The organism is Streptomyces sp. NPDC057877, from assembly GCF_042796855.1.
In the GTDB taxonomy this organism is placed as follows: Bacteria; Actinomycetota; Actinomycetes; order Streptomycetales; family Streptomycetaceae; genus Streptomyces.
Window position 1 is genome coordinate 441364 of the sequence record NZ_JBHVMS010000005.1, and the last position, 15457, is coordinate 456820.

A 15457-nucleotide genomic window follows, 5' to 3' on the forward strand; every position below is an offset into this window, starting at 1 on the left:
TCAGCGGTGGGCGGTCGCCCTGCCCAGCAGGACGCAGACCAGGGCGGTCAGCACGACGGCCGCCGTGCCGTGGACGGCGAGGCCCGTCCACGGCGGGGCGCCGGTCGTCAGCACCGCCGTCTGGGCCAGCGCGGCGGCGGCGCAGACGACCGCCGCTCCGGCGACCGCGCCGAAGGACTGGAGCAGCAGCCCCGTCCACAGCACCACGCCGAGCAGCAGCAGCCCGGTCAGCCGGGCGGCGGACAGCGCCGGGGCCGGGTGGTGCGGCCAGAGCGCCGTGGTAGCCAGGGTCAGGGTGAGCAGGGCCGCCAGATAGGCGGTGAGACAGGCCAGGACCGTACGGGCGGTCGCCCGCCAGAAGGCGCGGGGCGTGCTGGTGGAGCGCAGTCCGGCGAGGCTGCCGCTGCGGAACCGGTACAGCAGCCATTCGGCGGGGCCCATGCTGAGGGTGAGCGCCACGGCGCCGACCGGCCGCCCGTCCCCGAGCGCCGTGTGCAGGATCAGCACGCCACTGCCGAGGCCGAGGACGGCGTACGGGAGGGAGGCGGCGAGCCTCGGTGCCGCGCGGTCGGGTCGGCGCCGGACCGGGGCGCCGAGCGCGCCGAAGGGGAGCAGCGCCGTCAGCCCTGCCGTCCAGCCCTCCCCCGGCCGCCGTGGCGCGGGCACCACCGCGCGCACGGCGAGCACCGTCACGGCCGTCAGGGAGCCGAGCAGCAGGAGCAGCCGGGCGGGCTCGGATACGGCGGTGAGCTGGGTGGCGAGGGCGCCCGCGGCCAGCGGCAGCAGCGCGGCGAGCAGGGCGCGTTCGCGGCCCAGGACCAACAGGGCGGTGGCCGCGCCCAGATAGCAGGACTGGCCCGCGGCGACGGCGAGCACGGCCGGGTCGGCGGTGCCCGCGGCGGCGAACACGGTCAGCGTGCCCAGCAGCGCGCCCGCTGGTCCGCCCCGCAGCAGACAGCGGCGGGCCGCCGCGCGGTCCCCGAGGCCGAGCCAGGAGTAGGCGCGGTGGGCGAGGCCCTGGTTCCACGTCCAGCTGGTGAGGGCACCCGCGAGCAACGGGGCGGTGGCCGTCGGGTGGAGGGGGGCGCCGAGGATGTGGGCGAGGCCGGGGAGGGCGAAGACGACGCCGCGCAGCAGACAGCCGAGGAGGCCGGTCCGCCAGGGGTCGTGGAGGGGGCCGTCGGGTTCGGGTCGGCGGCGGTCGGCACGGGCGTAGAGCTGCTCGGCGAGCGCGAAGGAGTCCCGCACGCCGTACCGCTCGCGTATCCGCTCGTCGGTCAGGCCGTCCGCCTCCAGCAGGGCGGCGATCTCGTCGGGGTGGACGGCGGCGGCGAGGAACTCGGCCAGCTCGTCGGCGAGTTGGTCGACGGGGGCGGGCCGGGCCCAGCCGGGGGTGGTGCGCGGCCGGGGGACCGCGGGGGTGCCTGCGCTCACCGGGCGGCCTCGTTGACGGCCGTGCGCCACGGGTCGCGCGGCTGGAAGGTCCACTCGGTGAGCATCGCCACGGTGGGCTCGTGGTGCGGCTCGGGCAGGCCCGCCAGTTCCCGGTAGATGGTGTGGAAGCCGTCCACCGAGCGGCGCAGGGTGAAGCGGTCGACGACCCGCTGCCGGGACAGCGCGCCCAGTCGGCGGCGGCGTTCGTCGTCGCGGAGCAGGGTGAGCGCGGCGGCGGCCATCTTCTCCGGCTCGCGCGGCGGCACGACCAGGCCGGTGTCGCCGACCGCCTCGCGCACTCCGCCGACGTCGGTGGAGACCGTCGTACGGCCGCAGGACATGGCCTCGATGAGGGAGAACGGGAAGCCCTCGGAGATCGACGACAGCATGACGACGTGTCCGGCCGCGTACGCCCGCCGGACGTCGGTGACGCGGCCCTCGAAGGTGAGGCCGTCGGTGACGCCGAGTTCGGCGGCGAGCTTCTCCAGGCGGGTGCGGTAGGCCTCGCCGCCCGGTGGGACGGGGCCGAAGAGGCGCAGGCGGGTGGCGGGGATCTCGGCGCGGACCAGGGCGTAGGCGCGGATCAGGGTCTCCAGGTCCTTGATGGGGTCGACCCGGCCGCACCAGGTGAGGGTGGGGATGTCGGGTTCGGGTCCGGCGTGGGGGAAGGCGTGCGGGTCGACGCCGTTGTACACCGTGCGGATCTTGTCGCTGTCGGCGCCGCCGCGCTCCTCCCAGCGGCGGTTGTACTGGTTGCACGGTGTGATCAGGTCGGCGGTGCGATAGCCGTGTGCATTGAGTTCACGGTAGAAACCGAGCATGAAGGCCTTCACCGGCCAGCGCTGGGCCTCGCGCCGGTAACCGAGGTATCGCTCCCTCAGGTAGATGCCGTGCTCGGTCAGGAGGAAGGGCACACCGTCCAGTGCACGGGCGGCGAGCGCGGGGAGGGTGGCGAGCCCGCTGCTCGTGGCGTGCGCCACCGAGTCCGCCGGGATCCGCACCGCCAGCGGGCGCAGGGCGTGCTCCAGCAGGTCGGTCGCGGTGAGCGCGTCGTGCACGGAGGGGCGGGCGGTCGCGGTCGGCAGATGCGGCATCGTCCAGATCCACATCAGCGAGCGGAGGGCGGCCTCGGTGCGGAGCGCGGCGGACAGCCGTCCGTCCCGGGCGAGGTGCGCCAGTTCGTTGAAGGCGTCTTCGAAGTCGCGGGCCGACCGCGGGTCGAGGACGGAGAGCAGGAAGCGTTCGTAGGAGTCGAGGAAGCGGCGGCGGGCCGCGCCGTACGGGGGGCGCCGGTGGCCCGGGCGGGGGCCCCAGGTCGGCACGGTGGTGTGCTGGCGGACGTTGGGCGGCAGGTCCCAGGCGAGGGGTTCGCGGCCGGTGCCGGTGAGGGATATGAGGTGGAAGTCGATGTCCGGGATGCCGTGGATGAGGTGGTGGCACCAGGTGCTGACGCCGCCGTGGGCGTGGGGGTAGGTGCCTTCGGTGAGCAGGGTGACGGTACGCAATGCGGCGGGCTCCTTCTGCGGCGTCCGTAGGGGTGCTGATGCCGTCGACCGGGTGCGGGTGCGCTGTGGCGGTCGCGCAGTTCCCCGCGCCCCTCGCGAAGAAGGTGCGCTGCCCCTAGGGGAGCTGGAGAGTGACTGTCGACTGGAGTGCCGCGGGGAGGGTCCACGCTGAGCGTCGGCCCGCGTACGGGGTGCCGAACGGCTCGGTGGTCAGCAGGAGTTGGCGTCTCGTGCCCTCCGGGGCCGTCAGGGGGACGTGGGTGCCCGAGGGGGCCGCGATCGTCACCGTCCTGCCGGTTCGGTAGGCCGTGACACGGCCGTCCGCGAGGGCCTTGTCCCAGGCCGCTCGGCGTTGGAGTTCGGTGCCGATGGCGGCGTGCCGGGGGTTCTCCAGGGGGGTGTTGGCGGCGAACAGGGCGCGGTAGTCGGCGAGCACCCTGTCCATGACCGGGTACAGGATGCGGTCCTCGGCCAGGTTGGACTGGTGGGCGTAGTGCGGGCGCGGGTCGTTGCCGAGCGCGTGGCCGAGGGCGGTGCGGGCCTCCTGCGGCACGATGTGGGTGTCGTAGCCGGTGGCCGGGTCGAGGGGGCGCAGACAGGTCGAGGCGGGGTTGTTCTCGCAGCCGCCGCTGCCGCCGTCGGCCCGCGCGGTGTGGACCCAGTTGTACTCGTCGGCCATCTCGGCCTCGGTGCCGGTGTTGTAGTACACGTTCATCGGGTGGCGGGGCACGGTCAGGGCCGCGCCGACGGGACGCTGGGCGGACTCGCGGGAGTTGTCGGAGGCGATCCACCGCACGCCGGTGTCGGCGAGGGCGCCCGCCAGGTTCGGGTTGTCGGCGGGCTGCTGGGGCAGCGTGCGCAGGCCCGAGTGCTCGCCGGTCACCAGCTCGGCGCGGTCCACGGGCAGGCCCCTGGCCACGGCCCAGTCGTGGTTGGCGCGGATCTGCGCGGCGATCTCGGCGCGGCCCAGGTACCGCACCGAACCGTCGGCGTTCCGCGCGCAGTTCCACGGCACGGTCGAGGTGTCCTGGACACAGCCGAGGAAGGGGTGCGTGTAGGTGTGGTTGATCCAGCGGTACCGGGCCCGGTCGGCGAGCAGCCGGTCGGTGAGCGCGTCGGTGCCGCCGTGCTCGGCCCTCCACTCCTCCCCCGAGCCCGCGTTGTAGACCATGTCCATGGTGAAGCCGCTGGCCCGCTGCCACTCGGCGGCGTACGCGGCGTCCGCCGCCGTCATCCGGATCGGCGTGCCGCCCGCGCCGTCGCCGTCCGCGCAGTCATGGTCGCCGGGGGTGCAGTCGCGCTCGGTGTCCCAGCGGGCGTCGGAGGCGAACACGTCGTCGACGTGTACGGCGAAGTAGTTGCGGTCCCGGCCCAGGTGGACGCCCTGGGTCAGCCACTCCACGATGCCGCGGGCCAGCACCCGGAACTGCCGCTGGTGCCGGTGGTAGGCGAAGGTCACCACCAGCTCCCGGCGCCCGTCGTGCGCGTACTCGCCGACCAGGCTGCCGCGCCCGGCGCCGGGCACCTCGGTGTCGACGTAGCTGGTGAAGCCGGTGCGGGGCCGGGCGGCGTAGCCGTAGCTCTCGCTGACGTCCGGGGCGTTGTCCTCGAAGGCGAAGGCGCCGTCGAGGTAGCCGAACCAGCCCGCCTTCCCGGCGGCGGTGACGGAGGCCTCGCGGCCGTCGAGGGTGCCCGCGTAGCCGCCCTCGCCGGTGGGGTCGAGGCCGACTCCGGGGTGCGCCCACGTGTAGGCGTCGACCTGCGGGATGCCGTACGTCCGCTGGTAGTCCTCCAGCGCGGTCTGCTCGGCGGAACCCGCGCCGAACGGCGTCTCGTTCGGGACGACGACGCCCTGGTACCTGGCGCGGGGCGTGCCGTTCACCGTGTCGCTGAGGAAGGCGGCGGTGACGGCCGGGCGGTCCGGGTCGGTGAGCCGTACGGCCGTGTACGGGACGCCCGTGCTCCTGAGCTGGGCGGTGATGGCCTGGACGGGGCTGTCGCCGTCGTCCACCACCAGGACCCTCAGGTCGATACGCGGCTGGGCGGCGGCCGTGGCGGATCCGGGCGCCCCCAGCCCCGCCGCCAGCAGCCCGGCCGCCGCCGCGACGGCGGCCAGGCCTCTCGTGTGTCCCCGTCCGCGCGCGCGGTGCGCCATGGTCGTCGTCCCCCCAGTGGAAGTCACGCGAAACGGCGAGCGACGCGCTCACCGGAACCCGTCGAGTGTGACTCAGGTCCTCGAATGCGAGGATCAGGAACGGACGACGACGCCACTCACCGGTGAACGCCCGGAGGAATGAGCGAACGCACATACGCGCGTAGGCTCGTCCCCGACGTGGCCCGCCCAGGTGAGGACAGCACTGAGGGCTGCGTCTAGGGTCGACTGTTCGGGCCCGGTCGACCCGACCCGTTCGGCCACCGCAACTTCACATCGGAAGCGAGATTTCACCACCGTGACTGCTCTCACTCTCAGCACCGCCGCGGCGCCCGGCCTGCGGGCCGACGCGATCGTGATCGGTGTCGCCAAGGGCGACAAGGCCCCGGTCGTCGCACCGGGCGCCGAGGCCGTGGACAAGGCCTACGACGGCAGGCTCGCGGGCGTCCTGGAGACGCTCGGTGCCTCGGGAGCCGAGGGCGAGGTGACGAAGCTGCCCGCGCCGCCCGGATTCAAGGCGCCGCTCGTGGTCGCGGTGGGCCTGGGCGCACAGCCGCAGAAGGGCGCCGAGTACGACGCCGAGGCGCTGCGCAAGGCCGCCGGTGTGGCCGCCCGCGCCCTGGCCGGGACCAAGAAGGCCGCCTACGCCCTGCCGGTCACCGACGCCGCCGCGGTCGGCGCGATCGCCGAGGGCGCGCTGCTCGGGGCGTACTCCTTCGACGCGTACAAGGAGAACGGCAAGGACCCCAAGGGGAAGAACGGCAAGGCCCCGCTCGCCGAGGTCGCCGTGCTCGGTGGCAAGCCCCGTGACAAGGCCCACAAGGCGGCCGTCGAGCGGGCCGCCGCCGTGGCCGAGGAGCTGAACCGCGCCCGCGACCTGGTCAACACCCCGCCCAACGACCTCAACCCGGAGTCCTTCGCCGCCGTCGCCCAGGCCGCGGCCAAGGAGCACGGCATCAAGGTGCAGGTCCTCGACGAGAAGGCGCTCGCCAAGGGCGGCTACGGCGGCATCCTCGGCGTCGGCTCCGGCTCGGCGTCCGCGCCGCGGCTGGTGAAGCTGTCGTACACCTCCTCCAAGGCCAAGAAGCACCTCGCCTTCGTCGGCAAGGGCATCACCTACGACTCCGGCGGCATCTCGCTGAAGCCCGCGGGCCACAACGAGACGATGAAGTGCGACATGAGCGGCGCCGCGGCGGTGTTCGCGGCCGTGGTCGCCGCCGCGCGGCTCGGCCTGGAGGTCAACGTGACCGGCTGGCTGGCGCTGGCCGAGAACATGCCGTCCGGCTCCGCGACCCGGCCCGGTGACGTGCTGCGCATGTACAGCGGCAAGACGGTGGAGGTGCTCAACACCGACGCCGAGGGCCGTCTCGTGCTCGCCGACGCGCTGTGGGCCGCCTCCCAGGAGAAGCCGGACGCGATCGTGGACGTGGCGACGCTGACCGGTGCGATGGTGCTGGCGCTGGGCAGCCGCACCTTCGGTGTGATGGCCAACGACGACGCGTTCCGGTCCGCGATCGTGGACGCCTCGGCGGAGGTCGGTGAGGCGTCCTGGCCGATGCCGCTGCCGGAGCACCTGCGCAAGGGCATGGACTCGCCGACCGCCGACATCGCCAACATGGGCGAGCGGATGGGCGGCGGGCTGGTCGCCGGGCTGTTCCTGCGGGAGTTCGTGGGCGAGGGGATCACCTGGGCGCACCTGGACATCGCCGGTCCCGCGTTCAACGAGGGCGGGCCGTTCGGGTACACGCCGAAGGGCGGGACGGGGTCCGCCGTGCGGACGCTGGTGCGGGTCGCCGAGCTGACGGCCGCGGGTGACCTGGGCTGACGGGCGCCCACTGAGCAGGTGGCGGGTGTCGTCCCGCGGCCGCGGGAGCGTGGGGGGCTGGTCACGCGGTTCCCCGCGCCCCTGAGGGGGCCGGGTGGCCGTGGGCCGACACCAACCCCACGCCCTTGTCACGCCCTCCCCCCGGCGCCGGTCCTGTACGTGGGGTGTCTCACACCCCGGCCCCGCGTCTCGTTGTAGCCCGACAGGTGCGAAGATGGGGCTCGGCAGGACAGGGCCCCACCAAGGGCCGAAAGCAATAGAGCGGCCGGACACCAGCCGCCGACCGGTCACCGCAGACCGGCGTGGCGCACATGCATGGAGGACGTGACGTGGCGAACGACGCCAGCACCGTTTTCGACCTAGTGATCCTCGGCGGTGGTAGCGGTGGTTACGCCGCGGCCCTGCGCGGGGCGCAGCTGGGCCTGGACGTCGCCCTGATCGAGAAGGACAAGGTCGGCGGTACCTGCCTGCACCGGGGTTGCATCCCCACCAAGGCCCTGCTCCACGCGGGTGAGATCGCCGACCAGGCGCGCGAGAGCGCCCAGTTCGGTGTCAAGGCCACCTTCGAGGGCATCGACGTACCGGCCGTCCACAAGTACAAGGACGACGTCGTCTCGGGTCTGTACAAGGGCCTCCAGGGGCTCATCGCCTCCCGGAAGGTCACCTACATCGAGGGTGCGGGGCGGCTGTCCTCCCCGACCTCCGTCGATGTCAACGGCCAGCGGATCCAGGGTCGCCATGTGCTCCTGGCGACCGGTTCCGTGCCGAAGTCGCTGCCGGGCCTGGAGATCGACGGCAACCGCATCATCTCCTCGGACCACGCCCTCGTCCTGGACCGCGTGCCGAAGTCCGCGATCGTCCTCGGCGGCGGTGTCATCGGCGTCGAGTTCGCCTCCGCGTGGAAGTCCTTCGGCACCGACGTCACGGTCATCGAGGGCCTGAAGCACCTCGTCCCGGTCGAGGACGAGAACAGCTCGAAGCTTCTTGAGCGCGCCTTCCGCAAGCGCGGCATCAAGTTCAACCTGGGCACCTTCTTCCAGAAGGCCGAGTACACCGCCGACGGCGTCAAGGTCACCCTCGCCGACGGCAAGGAGTTCGAGGCCGAGGTCCTGCTGGTCGCGGTCGGCCGCGGGCCGGTCTCCCAGGGTCTGGGCTACGAGGAGGCCGGGGTCGCCATGGACCGCGGCTACGTCCTCGTCGACGAGTACATGCGGACCAACGTCCCGACGATCTCCGCGGTCGGCGACCTGGTCCCGACCCTCCAGCTCGCGCACGTCGGCTTCGCCGAGGGCATCCTGGTGGCGGAGCGTCTTGCCGGTCTGAAGGTCGTCCCGATCGACTACGACGGTGTGCCGCGGGTGACGTACTGCCACCCCGAGGTCGCCTCCGTCGGCATCACCGAGGCCAAGGCCAAGGAGATCTACGGCGCGGACAAGGTCGTCGCTCTGAAGTACAACCTGGCGGGCAACGGCAAGAGCAAGATCCTGAAGACCGCGGGCGAGATCAAGCTCGTCCAGGTCAAGGACGGTGCGGTGGTCGGCGTGCACATGGTCGGCGACCGTATGGGCGAGCAGGTCGGCGAGGCCCAGCTGGTCTACAACTGGGAGGCGCTGCCCTCCGAGGTCGCCCAGCTGATCCACGCCCACCCGACACAGAACGAGGCGCTCGGCGAGGCCCACCTGGCCCTCGCGGGCAAGCCCCTCCACGCCCACGACTGAGCCTTCGGTCAACGGACGCGACGACACAGACTTCCGCAATTCGTTAGGAGCAACCGAAACCATGGCGGTTTCCGTAACCCTTCCGGCGCTCGGTGAGAGCGTCACCGAGGGCACTGTCACCCGCTGGCTGAAGGCCGAGGGAGAGCGCGTCGAGGCCGACGAGCCGCTGCTCGAGGTGTCGACCGACAAGGTCGACACCGAGATCCCCTCGCCCGCCGCCGGCGTGCTCGCCTCCATCAAGGTCGCCGAGGACGAGACGGTCGAGGTCGGCGCCGAGCTGGCCGTGATCGACGACGGCAGCGGCGCCCCCGCCGCCGCCCCGGCGCCCGCCGCCGAGGCCGCTCCGGCCCCGGCCCCCGAGCCCGCGCCGACCCCGACGGCCGCCCCGGCCGCGCAGACCCCGGCCGCGCCCTCCACCGAGCAGGCCGCCCCCGCTCCGGCCCCGACCGCCGAGGCGGCGGCCGGTGGCGGCTCCGCGGAGGGCACCGACGTGGTGCTGCCCGCGCTGGGCGAGTCGGTCACCGAGGGCACCGTCACCCGCTGGCTGAAGTCGGTCGGCGACAGCGTCGAGGCCGACGAGCCGCTGCTCGAGGTGTCCACGGACAAGGTCGACACCGAGATCCCGGCGCCCACCTCCGGTGTGCTCCTGGAGATCGTGGTCGGCGAGGACGAGACGGCCGAGGTCGGCGCCAAGCTGGCCGTCATCGGCGCTCCGGGCGCGGCTCCGGCCGCCGCCCCCGCTCCGGCCGCCCCGGCTCCGGCGCCCGCCGCCGCTGCCCCGGCCGCCCCCGCGGCTCCGGCTCCGGCGCCCGCTCAGGCCCCTGCGGCCCCGGCCCCTCAGGCCCCCGCGGCCCCGGCCCCCGCCGCCGCTCCGGCCCAGCCCGCCGCCCCGGCCCCCGCGCCGACCCCGGCTCCGGCTCCGGTCACCCCGGCTCCGGCCGCCCCGGCCGCCGCGCAGCCGACCGACGAGGGTGCCTACGTCACCCCGCTGGTGCGCAAGCTCGCCGCCGAGAACGGCGTCGACCTGTCCGCCGTCAAGGGCACCGGCGTCGGTGGCCGCATCCGCAAGCAGGACGTCCTCGCCGCCGCCGAGGCCGCGAAGGCCGCCGCCGCCCCGGCTCCGGCCGCCGCCGCTCCGGCTGCCGCCGCCAGGAAGGCGCCGGTCCTGGAGGCGTCCCCGCTGCGCGGCCAGACCGTGAAGATGCCGCGGATCCGCAAGCTCATCGGCGACAACATGGTCAAGGCCCTGCACGAGCAGGCCCAGCTGTCCACGGTCGTCGAGGTCGACGTGACCCGTCTGATGCGCCTGCGCGCCCAGGCCAAGGACGCGTTCGCGGCGCGCGAGGGCGTCAAGCTCTCCCCGATGCCGTTCTTCGTCAAGGCCGCCGCCCAGGCGCTGAAGGCCCACCCGGTCATCAACGCCAAGATCAACGAGGCCGAGGGGACCATCACCTACTTCGACACCGAGCACATCGGCATCGCGGTGGACTCCGAGAAGGGCCTGATGACCCCGGTCATCAAGAACGCCGGTGACCTCAACATCGCCGGTATCGCCAAGGCCACGGCCGAGCTGGCGGGCAAGGTCCGCGGCAACAAGATCACGCCGGACGAGCTGGCGGGTGCCACCTTCACCATCTCCAACACCGGTTCGCGCGGTGCGCTCTTCGACACGATCATCGTGCCGCCGGGCCAGGTCGCGATCCTCGGTCTCGGTGCCACGGTGAAGCGCCCGGCCGTCATCGAGACGGAGGAGGGCACGGTCATCGGCGTCCGCGACATGACCTACCTGACCCTCTCCTACGACCACCGCCTGGTGGACGGCGCCGACGCCGCCCGCTACCTGACGGCGGTCAAGGCGATCCTGGAGGCGGGCGAGTTCGAGACGGAACTCGGTCTGTAACCCCGCCGCGAGGCCCTGCGGCGCCCCCGTCCGGAACTCTCCGGGCGGGGGCGCCGTGCGTTACCAGCTCGTGTAAGTCTCGTCTCACCTGCGCGAAAGCGACCCCGTGCGCCCTTCCCGGACGGCCAGGCGGCCGTATTGTTACTCAACGTCAAAAGCCCCCGGGGGCCTGTGGGCCCCTCCCTAAGGAGCCCCTCATGACCGCGCCCGTCATCCACTCGCTGCGCGAACAGATCCGCGAGCACATCCTCGAGGGGATCATCAGCGGGCGCTGGCAGCCGGGCGAGCGGATCGTGGAGCGGCGGATCGCCACGGAGCTGGAGGTCAGCCAGACGCCGGTGCGGGAGGCGCTGCGCGAGCTGGAGTCGCTGCGGCTGATCGAGTCGGCGCCCAACAAGGGCGTCCGCGTGCGGAACCTGACCGCCGCCGACCTGGAGGAGAGCTATCCGGTCCGGGCCGGTCTGGAGGCGATCGCGGCGGAGCTTGCGGCGGCGAAGCTGGCCGACGACTGCTCGGCCCTCGAACCGCATGTCACCGCCCTCTACGAGGCCGACCGCAACTCCGACGGCACGGCCCAGGTCCGCCACACGGTCGCGTTCCACCGCGAACTGGTCCGCGCGGCCGGGAACTCGGTGCTGCTGCACACCTGGGAGGGCCTGGGCATCGAGGTCTTCACCGCGCTGTCGATCCGCTGGCTGGGCACGGTCCAGCAGTCGTACGCGGAGGAGCACGAGGAGTTGGTGGCCGCGTTCCAGCGCCGGGACCCGCGGATCGCGGACCTGGTGAAGGCGCATGTCCTGGGCTGCGCGCCCCGGCACGAGCGCTGAGCGAGCCGGTTCCCGGAAGTACTCCCGGTTTGACCTAGTGTGACCGGCATGTCGGACATGCCGCACGGTGCGCACGGCACACCCCCCACCGCCCCACCACGCTGGGACCGGATCAAGGAGTCACCGTTCCTCCCCGCCACGGTGCTCGCGCTGATCGTCTCCGCGGCGGCGGGCCTGTTCGCGTGGTCGTACACGTACGCCATGGCCGACCCGACCCCGCGCTCCATCCCGATGGCGGTGGCGGGCCGGTACGAGCAGGAGCGTGGACGGGCCTTCCTCGACGGCATGGAGAAGGCGCTGAACGCGTCCGTCAAGGTGCACGCCTACGACACCATGGCCGAGGCCCGGGCGGCGGTGGAGGAGCAGGACGTGTTCGGGATCTTCGACGTCCGGGACGACGGCCGGGCCGTCGAACTGCAGCTCTCCAGCGCCTCGGGGGCCTCGGTCGCACAGGTGCTCGCCGAGGCCGCGCCGGTGGTCGGCCGGGAGACCGGGGTCGAGGTCACGCTGCGGGACGTCAAGCCACTGCAGGAGGGTGACCCGCGCGGGCTGGCCGTGTTCTACATCTCGCTGGCGGCCGTGATCATCGGGTTCGTCGGGGCGATCCAGCTCAGCGTGCACGCGCGGGCGCTCAATCCACTGGAGCGGATCGCGTTCACGATGGCGTACGCGCTGCTCGGCGGGCTGGCGATCGTGACGGCGGTGGACTGGGTGCTGGGGGCGCTGGAACTGCCGTTCCCGGAGTCCTGGCTGATCCTGGCGCTCACGATGTTCGCCAGCGGCATGGTGTTCACCCTGTTCAACACGCTGATCGGCCGCTGGGCGATGCTGCCGACCTGGGGCCTGATGGTGCTGCTGGGCAACCCGTCGTCGGGCGGCGCGGTGTCCTGGGCGCTGCTGCCCTCGCCGCTGGCGACGATCGGCCGCTGGCTGCCGCCGGGCGCGTCGGTCAACGCACAGCACACGGCCGTGTACTTCCCCGGCCATCAGCACGTCCTGCCGTATCTGGTGCTGGCCGGGTGGGCCCTGCTGTCCTGCGCGGTCTTCCTGAACTGGTCGCACCGGCATCCGGGCGGCAGGCCGTAAGGTCGTCAGCGCACCCGCGTCATTCGAGCAGGGCTCCACTCAAACGCTGCCCGACCTGCGTAAACCCTTCGAAAGCAAGGCACCGGGTGCCCGGCGCGAAGGCACCGGGTGCCGACTTTCTCGTTATCAAGAGATTTTCCACCTCAACCCTTTGATCGATCATCGATCAGCGGGTTACAGTCGCCGACGGGCTTCCACCCAAGCCCTAGCCCTGTCCTGCCAAAGACCTAGGGCAACCCCGAACCCTTACCGATGAGGGCACCCCCTTCGACTGAGGAAGGCGGCGACATGACCGACCCCCACGCCATCCAGCCGAGCGAGCTGGACCAGCTCCCGGACCGCGACCCCGAGGAGACCGCCGAGTGGCAGGCCTCCCTGGACGCCGTTGCCAAGGCGGCCGGGCCGCACCGTGCCGCGTACCTGATGCGCCGCACGCTGGAGCGTGCCGAGGGGACCGGCGTCGCCCTGCCGAAGCTCCTCGAGACCGACTACGTCAACACCATCCCCACCGCCGCCGAGCCCTCGGTGCCCGGTGACGAGGAGATGGAGTCCCGGATCACCGCCTGGAACCGCTGGAACGCGGCGGCCATGGTGACCCGCGGCTCGAAGTACGGCGTCGGCGGCCACATCGCCACCTTCGCCTCCGCGGCCTGGCTCTACGAGACCGGGTTCAACCACTTCTTCCGGGGCAAGGAAGCCGACGGCTCCGGCGACCAGCTCTACATCCAGGGCCACGCCTCCCCCGGCATCTACGCCCGCGCCTTCCTCGACGGCCGTCTGAACGAGGCGCACCTGGACAACTTCCGCCGCGAGTCGGGCGGCGACGGCCTGCCGTCGTACCCGCACCCGCGCCGCCTGCCCTGGCTGTGGGAGTTCCCCACCGTCTCCATGGGCCTCGGCCCGCTGTCGGCGATCTACCAGGCGCGCTTCAACCGCTACCTCACCCACCGCGGCGTCAAGGACGTCTCCGCCGCGCACGTCTGGGCCTTCCTCGGCGACGGCGAGATGGACGAGCCCGAGTCGACGGCGGCCCTCGCGCTGGCCGCGCGTGAGGAACTGGACAACCTCACCTTCGTCATCAACTGCAACCTGCAGCGCCTCGACGGCCCCGTCCGCGCCAACTTCAAGATCGTGCAGGAGCTGGAGGCCCAGTTCCGCGGCGCGGGCTGGAACGTCATCAAGACGCTGTGGGGCTCGGCCTGGGACGAGCTGTTCCAGCTCGACACCACCGGCGCGCTGGTACGACGGCTGCGCGAGGTACCCGACGCGCAGGTGCAGACGTACCAGACCCGCGACGCCGCCTACATCCGCCAGGACTTCTTCGGCGCCGACCCGGCGCTGGTGGAGATGGCGAAGCTGCTGAGCGACGACAAGATCCTGGAGTGCTTCCACTTCTCGCGCGGCGGCCACGAGTCCCGCAAGGTCTACGCCGCGTACCGTGCCGCCCTCGCCCACAAGGGCGCGCCGACCGTGATCCTGGCGCAGACCGTCAAGGGCCACACCCTCGGTGCGGGCTTCGCGTCGAAGAACGCCAACCACCAGATGAAGAAGCTGACGGTGGACGAGTTCAGGACGATGCGCGACCTGCTCGGCCTGCCGATCGCCGACAGCGCGTTCACCGACGGCCAGGTCCCCTACGCCCACCCGGGCGCCGACTCCCCCGAGGTGCGCTACCTCCAGGAGCGCCGCGCGGCCCTCGGCGGTCCGGCCCCGGCCCGCCGGGTGCACCCCGTCGCCCCGCTGCCCGCGTCCGCCGACAAGGCCTTCGCCGCCTTCGACAAGGGCTCCGGCTCCCAGAACGTGGCCACCACCATGGCCTTCGTCCGCCTGGTCAAGGACCTGGTCCGGGACAAGGAGACCGGCAAGCGCTGGGTGCCGATCGTCCCCGACGAGGCGCGCACCTTCGGCATGGAGAGCCTCTTCCCGTCCCTGGGCATCTACTCGCCCAAGGGCCAGACGTACGAGCCGGTCGACCGCGACCAGCTGATGTACTACAAGGAGGCCAAGAACGGCCAGATCCTCAACGAGGGGATCACCGAGGCCGGTTCGATGGCCGACTTCATCGCCGCGTCCACCGCGTACTCCACGCACGGCGAGCCGATGATCCCGTTCTACATCTTCTACTCGATGTTCGGCTGGCAGCGCACGGCCGACCAGATGTGGCAGCTCGGCGACCAGCTCGGCCGCGGCTTCCTCATCGGCGCCACAGCGGGCCGCACCACCCTGACCGGTGAGGGCCTCCAGCACGCCGACGGCCACTCCCCGGTGATCGCGGCCACCAACCCGGCCGCCCTCACCTACGACCCGGCCTTCGCCTACGAGGTCGCGGCGATCGTCAAGGACGGTCTGCGCCGCATGTACGGCGAGGCGGCGCCGGGCGAGGACCCGAACGTCTTCTACTACCTGACCGTCTACAACGAGCCGCTGCCGCAGCCCGCCAAGCCCGCCGGGCTCGGCGTCGACGAGGGCATCGTCAAGGGCCTGTACCGCTTCAACACCGCGGAGTCGGCGGGCCTGACCCCCGCGGCGAACGCCCCGCGCATCCAGCTGCTGGGCTCCGGTACGGCGATCCACTGGACCCTTCAGGCGCAGAAGCTGCTCGCCGAGGAGTGGGGGGTGGCCGCCGACGTGTGGTCGGCGACGTCCTGGGGCGAGCTGCGCCGGGACGCGCTGGAGGCCGACGCGGCGCTGCTGCGCGGCGAGGAGCGGGTGCCGTACGTCCGGCAGGCGCTCCAGGGTGCCGAGGGCCCGGTGCTCGCGGTCTCCGACTACATGCGCCAGGTGCCGGACCAGATCGCACAGTGGGTCGAGCAGGACTACACCTCGCTGGGCGCCGACGGCTTCGGTCTGTCGGACACCCGGGACGCGGCCCGGCGGCACTTCGGTGTCGACGCGCAGTCCATCGTCGTAGCGGCGCTGGCGCAGCTGGCGCGGCGCGGTGAGGTGAAGGCGACGGCCGTGAAGGAGGCGCGCGAGCGCTACGGGCTGTGAGCCCCTGAACGGCTGTGGG

At 72.6% G+C, this 15457-nt stretch carries 9 protein-coding genes; 6 read left to right on the forward strand and 3 right to left on the reverse strand.

The genetic code is table 11. The features are described 5' to 3' along the window. The 3 genes from ACFVQG_RS17060 to ACFVQG_RS17070 form a co-directional block, all read right to left on the reverse strand. Positions 1–1434: a hypothetical protein gene (locus ACFVQG_RS17060; RefSeq protein WP_383382919.1), complete on the reverse strand. Its 1434-nt coding sequence runs from the start codon at positions 1432–1434 to the stop codon at positions 1–3. Then, on the reverse strand, positions 1431–2939 hold the full coding sequence (gene pelF, locus ACFVQG_RS17065; RefSeq protein WP_383382922.1) for a GT4 family glycosyltransferase PelF: 1509 nt from the start codon (positions 2937–2939) through the stop codon (positions 1431–1433). The genes ACFVQG_RS17060 and pelF overlap by 4 nt, the downstream gene beginning before the upstream one ends. A 115-nt stretch (positions 2940–3054) precedes the next feature. After that, entirely contained in the window at positions 3055–5094 is a 2040-nt protein-coding gene (locus ACFVQG_RS17070; protein WP_383382929.1) for a hypothetical protein, read from the reverse strand. 295 nt (positions 5095–5389) lie between these two features. On the opposite strand from ACFVQG_RS17070, the gene ACFVQG_RS17075 reads away from it, so the two are divergent. From ACFVQG_RS17075 to aceE, 6 genes are all read left to right on the forward strand, one after another. After that, positions 5390–6916 carry a leucyl aminopeptidase gene (locus tag ACFVQG_RS17075; RefSeq protein WP_383382932.1) on the forward strand — a complete coding sequence of 509 codons (1527 nt, stop codon included), beginning with the start codon at positions 5390–5392 and terminating at the stop codon, positions 6914–6916. 329 nt (positions 6917–7245) lie between these two features. Beyond that, a complete protein-coding gene (lpdA, locus tag ACFVQG_RS17080; RefSeq protein ID WP_383382935.1) occupies positions 7246–8634 on the forward strand; it encodes a dihydrolipoyl dehydrogenase in 1389 nt (462 codons plus the stop codon). Between the two features lie 61 nt (positions 8635–8695). Further along, on the forward strand, positions 8696–10534 hold the full coding sequence (gene sucB, locus ACFVQG_RS17085; protein ID WP_383382938.1) for a 2-oxoglutarate dehydrogenase, E2 component, dihydrolipoamide succinyltransferase: 1839 nt from the start codon (positions 8696–8698) through the stop codon (positions 10532–10534). 197 nt (positions 10535–10731) lie between these two features. Beyond that, the gene (locus ACFVQG_RS17090) at positions 10732–11361 is read left to right on the forward strand and encodes a GntR family transcriptional regulator (protein WP_383382941.1); all 630 of its coding nucleotides are present in this window, start codon (positions 10732–10734) and stop codon (positions 11359–11361) included. Between the two features lie 57 nt (positions 11362–11418). Next, on the forward strand, positions 11419–12447 hold the full coding sequence (locus ACFVQG_RS17095) for an ABC transporter permease (RefSeq protein WP_383383836.1): 1029 nt from the start codon (positions 11419–11421) through the stop codon (positions 12445–12447). 288 nt (positions 12448–12735) lie between these two features. Beyond that, entirely contained in the window at positions 12736–15438 is a 2703-nt protein-coding gene (gene aceE, locus ACFVQG_RS17100; protein WP_383382944.1) for a pyruvate dehydrogenase (acetyl-transferring), homodimeric type, read from the forward strand. Positions 15439–15457: the final 19 nt, after the last annotated feature.

Coding starts and splice junctions, on each gene's coding strand:
- ACFVQG_RS17070 (WP_383382929.1), bottom strand. CDS start 5,094: ATGGCGCACCGCGCGCGCGGACGGGGACACACGAGAGGCCTGGCCGCC.
- sucB (WP_383382938.1), top strand. CDS start 8,696: ATGGCGGTTTCCGTAACCCTTCCGGCGCTCGGTGAGAGCGTCACCGAG.
- ACFVQG_RS17090 (WP_383382941.1), top strand. CDS start 10,732: ATGACCGCGCCCGTCATCCACTCGCTGCGCGAACAGATCCGCGAGCAC.
- ACFVQG_RS17095 (WP_383383836.1), top strand. CDS start 11,419: ATGCCGCACGGTGCGCACGGCACACCCCCCACCGCCCCACCACGCTGG.
- aceE (WP_383382944.1), top strand. CDS start 12,736: ATGACCGACCCCCACGCCATCCAGCCGAGCGAGCTGGACCAGCTCCCG.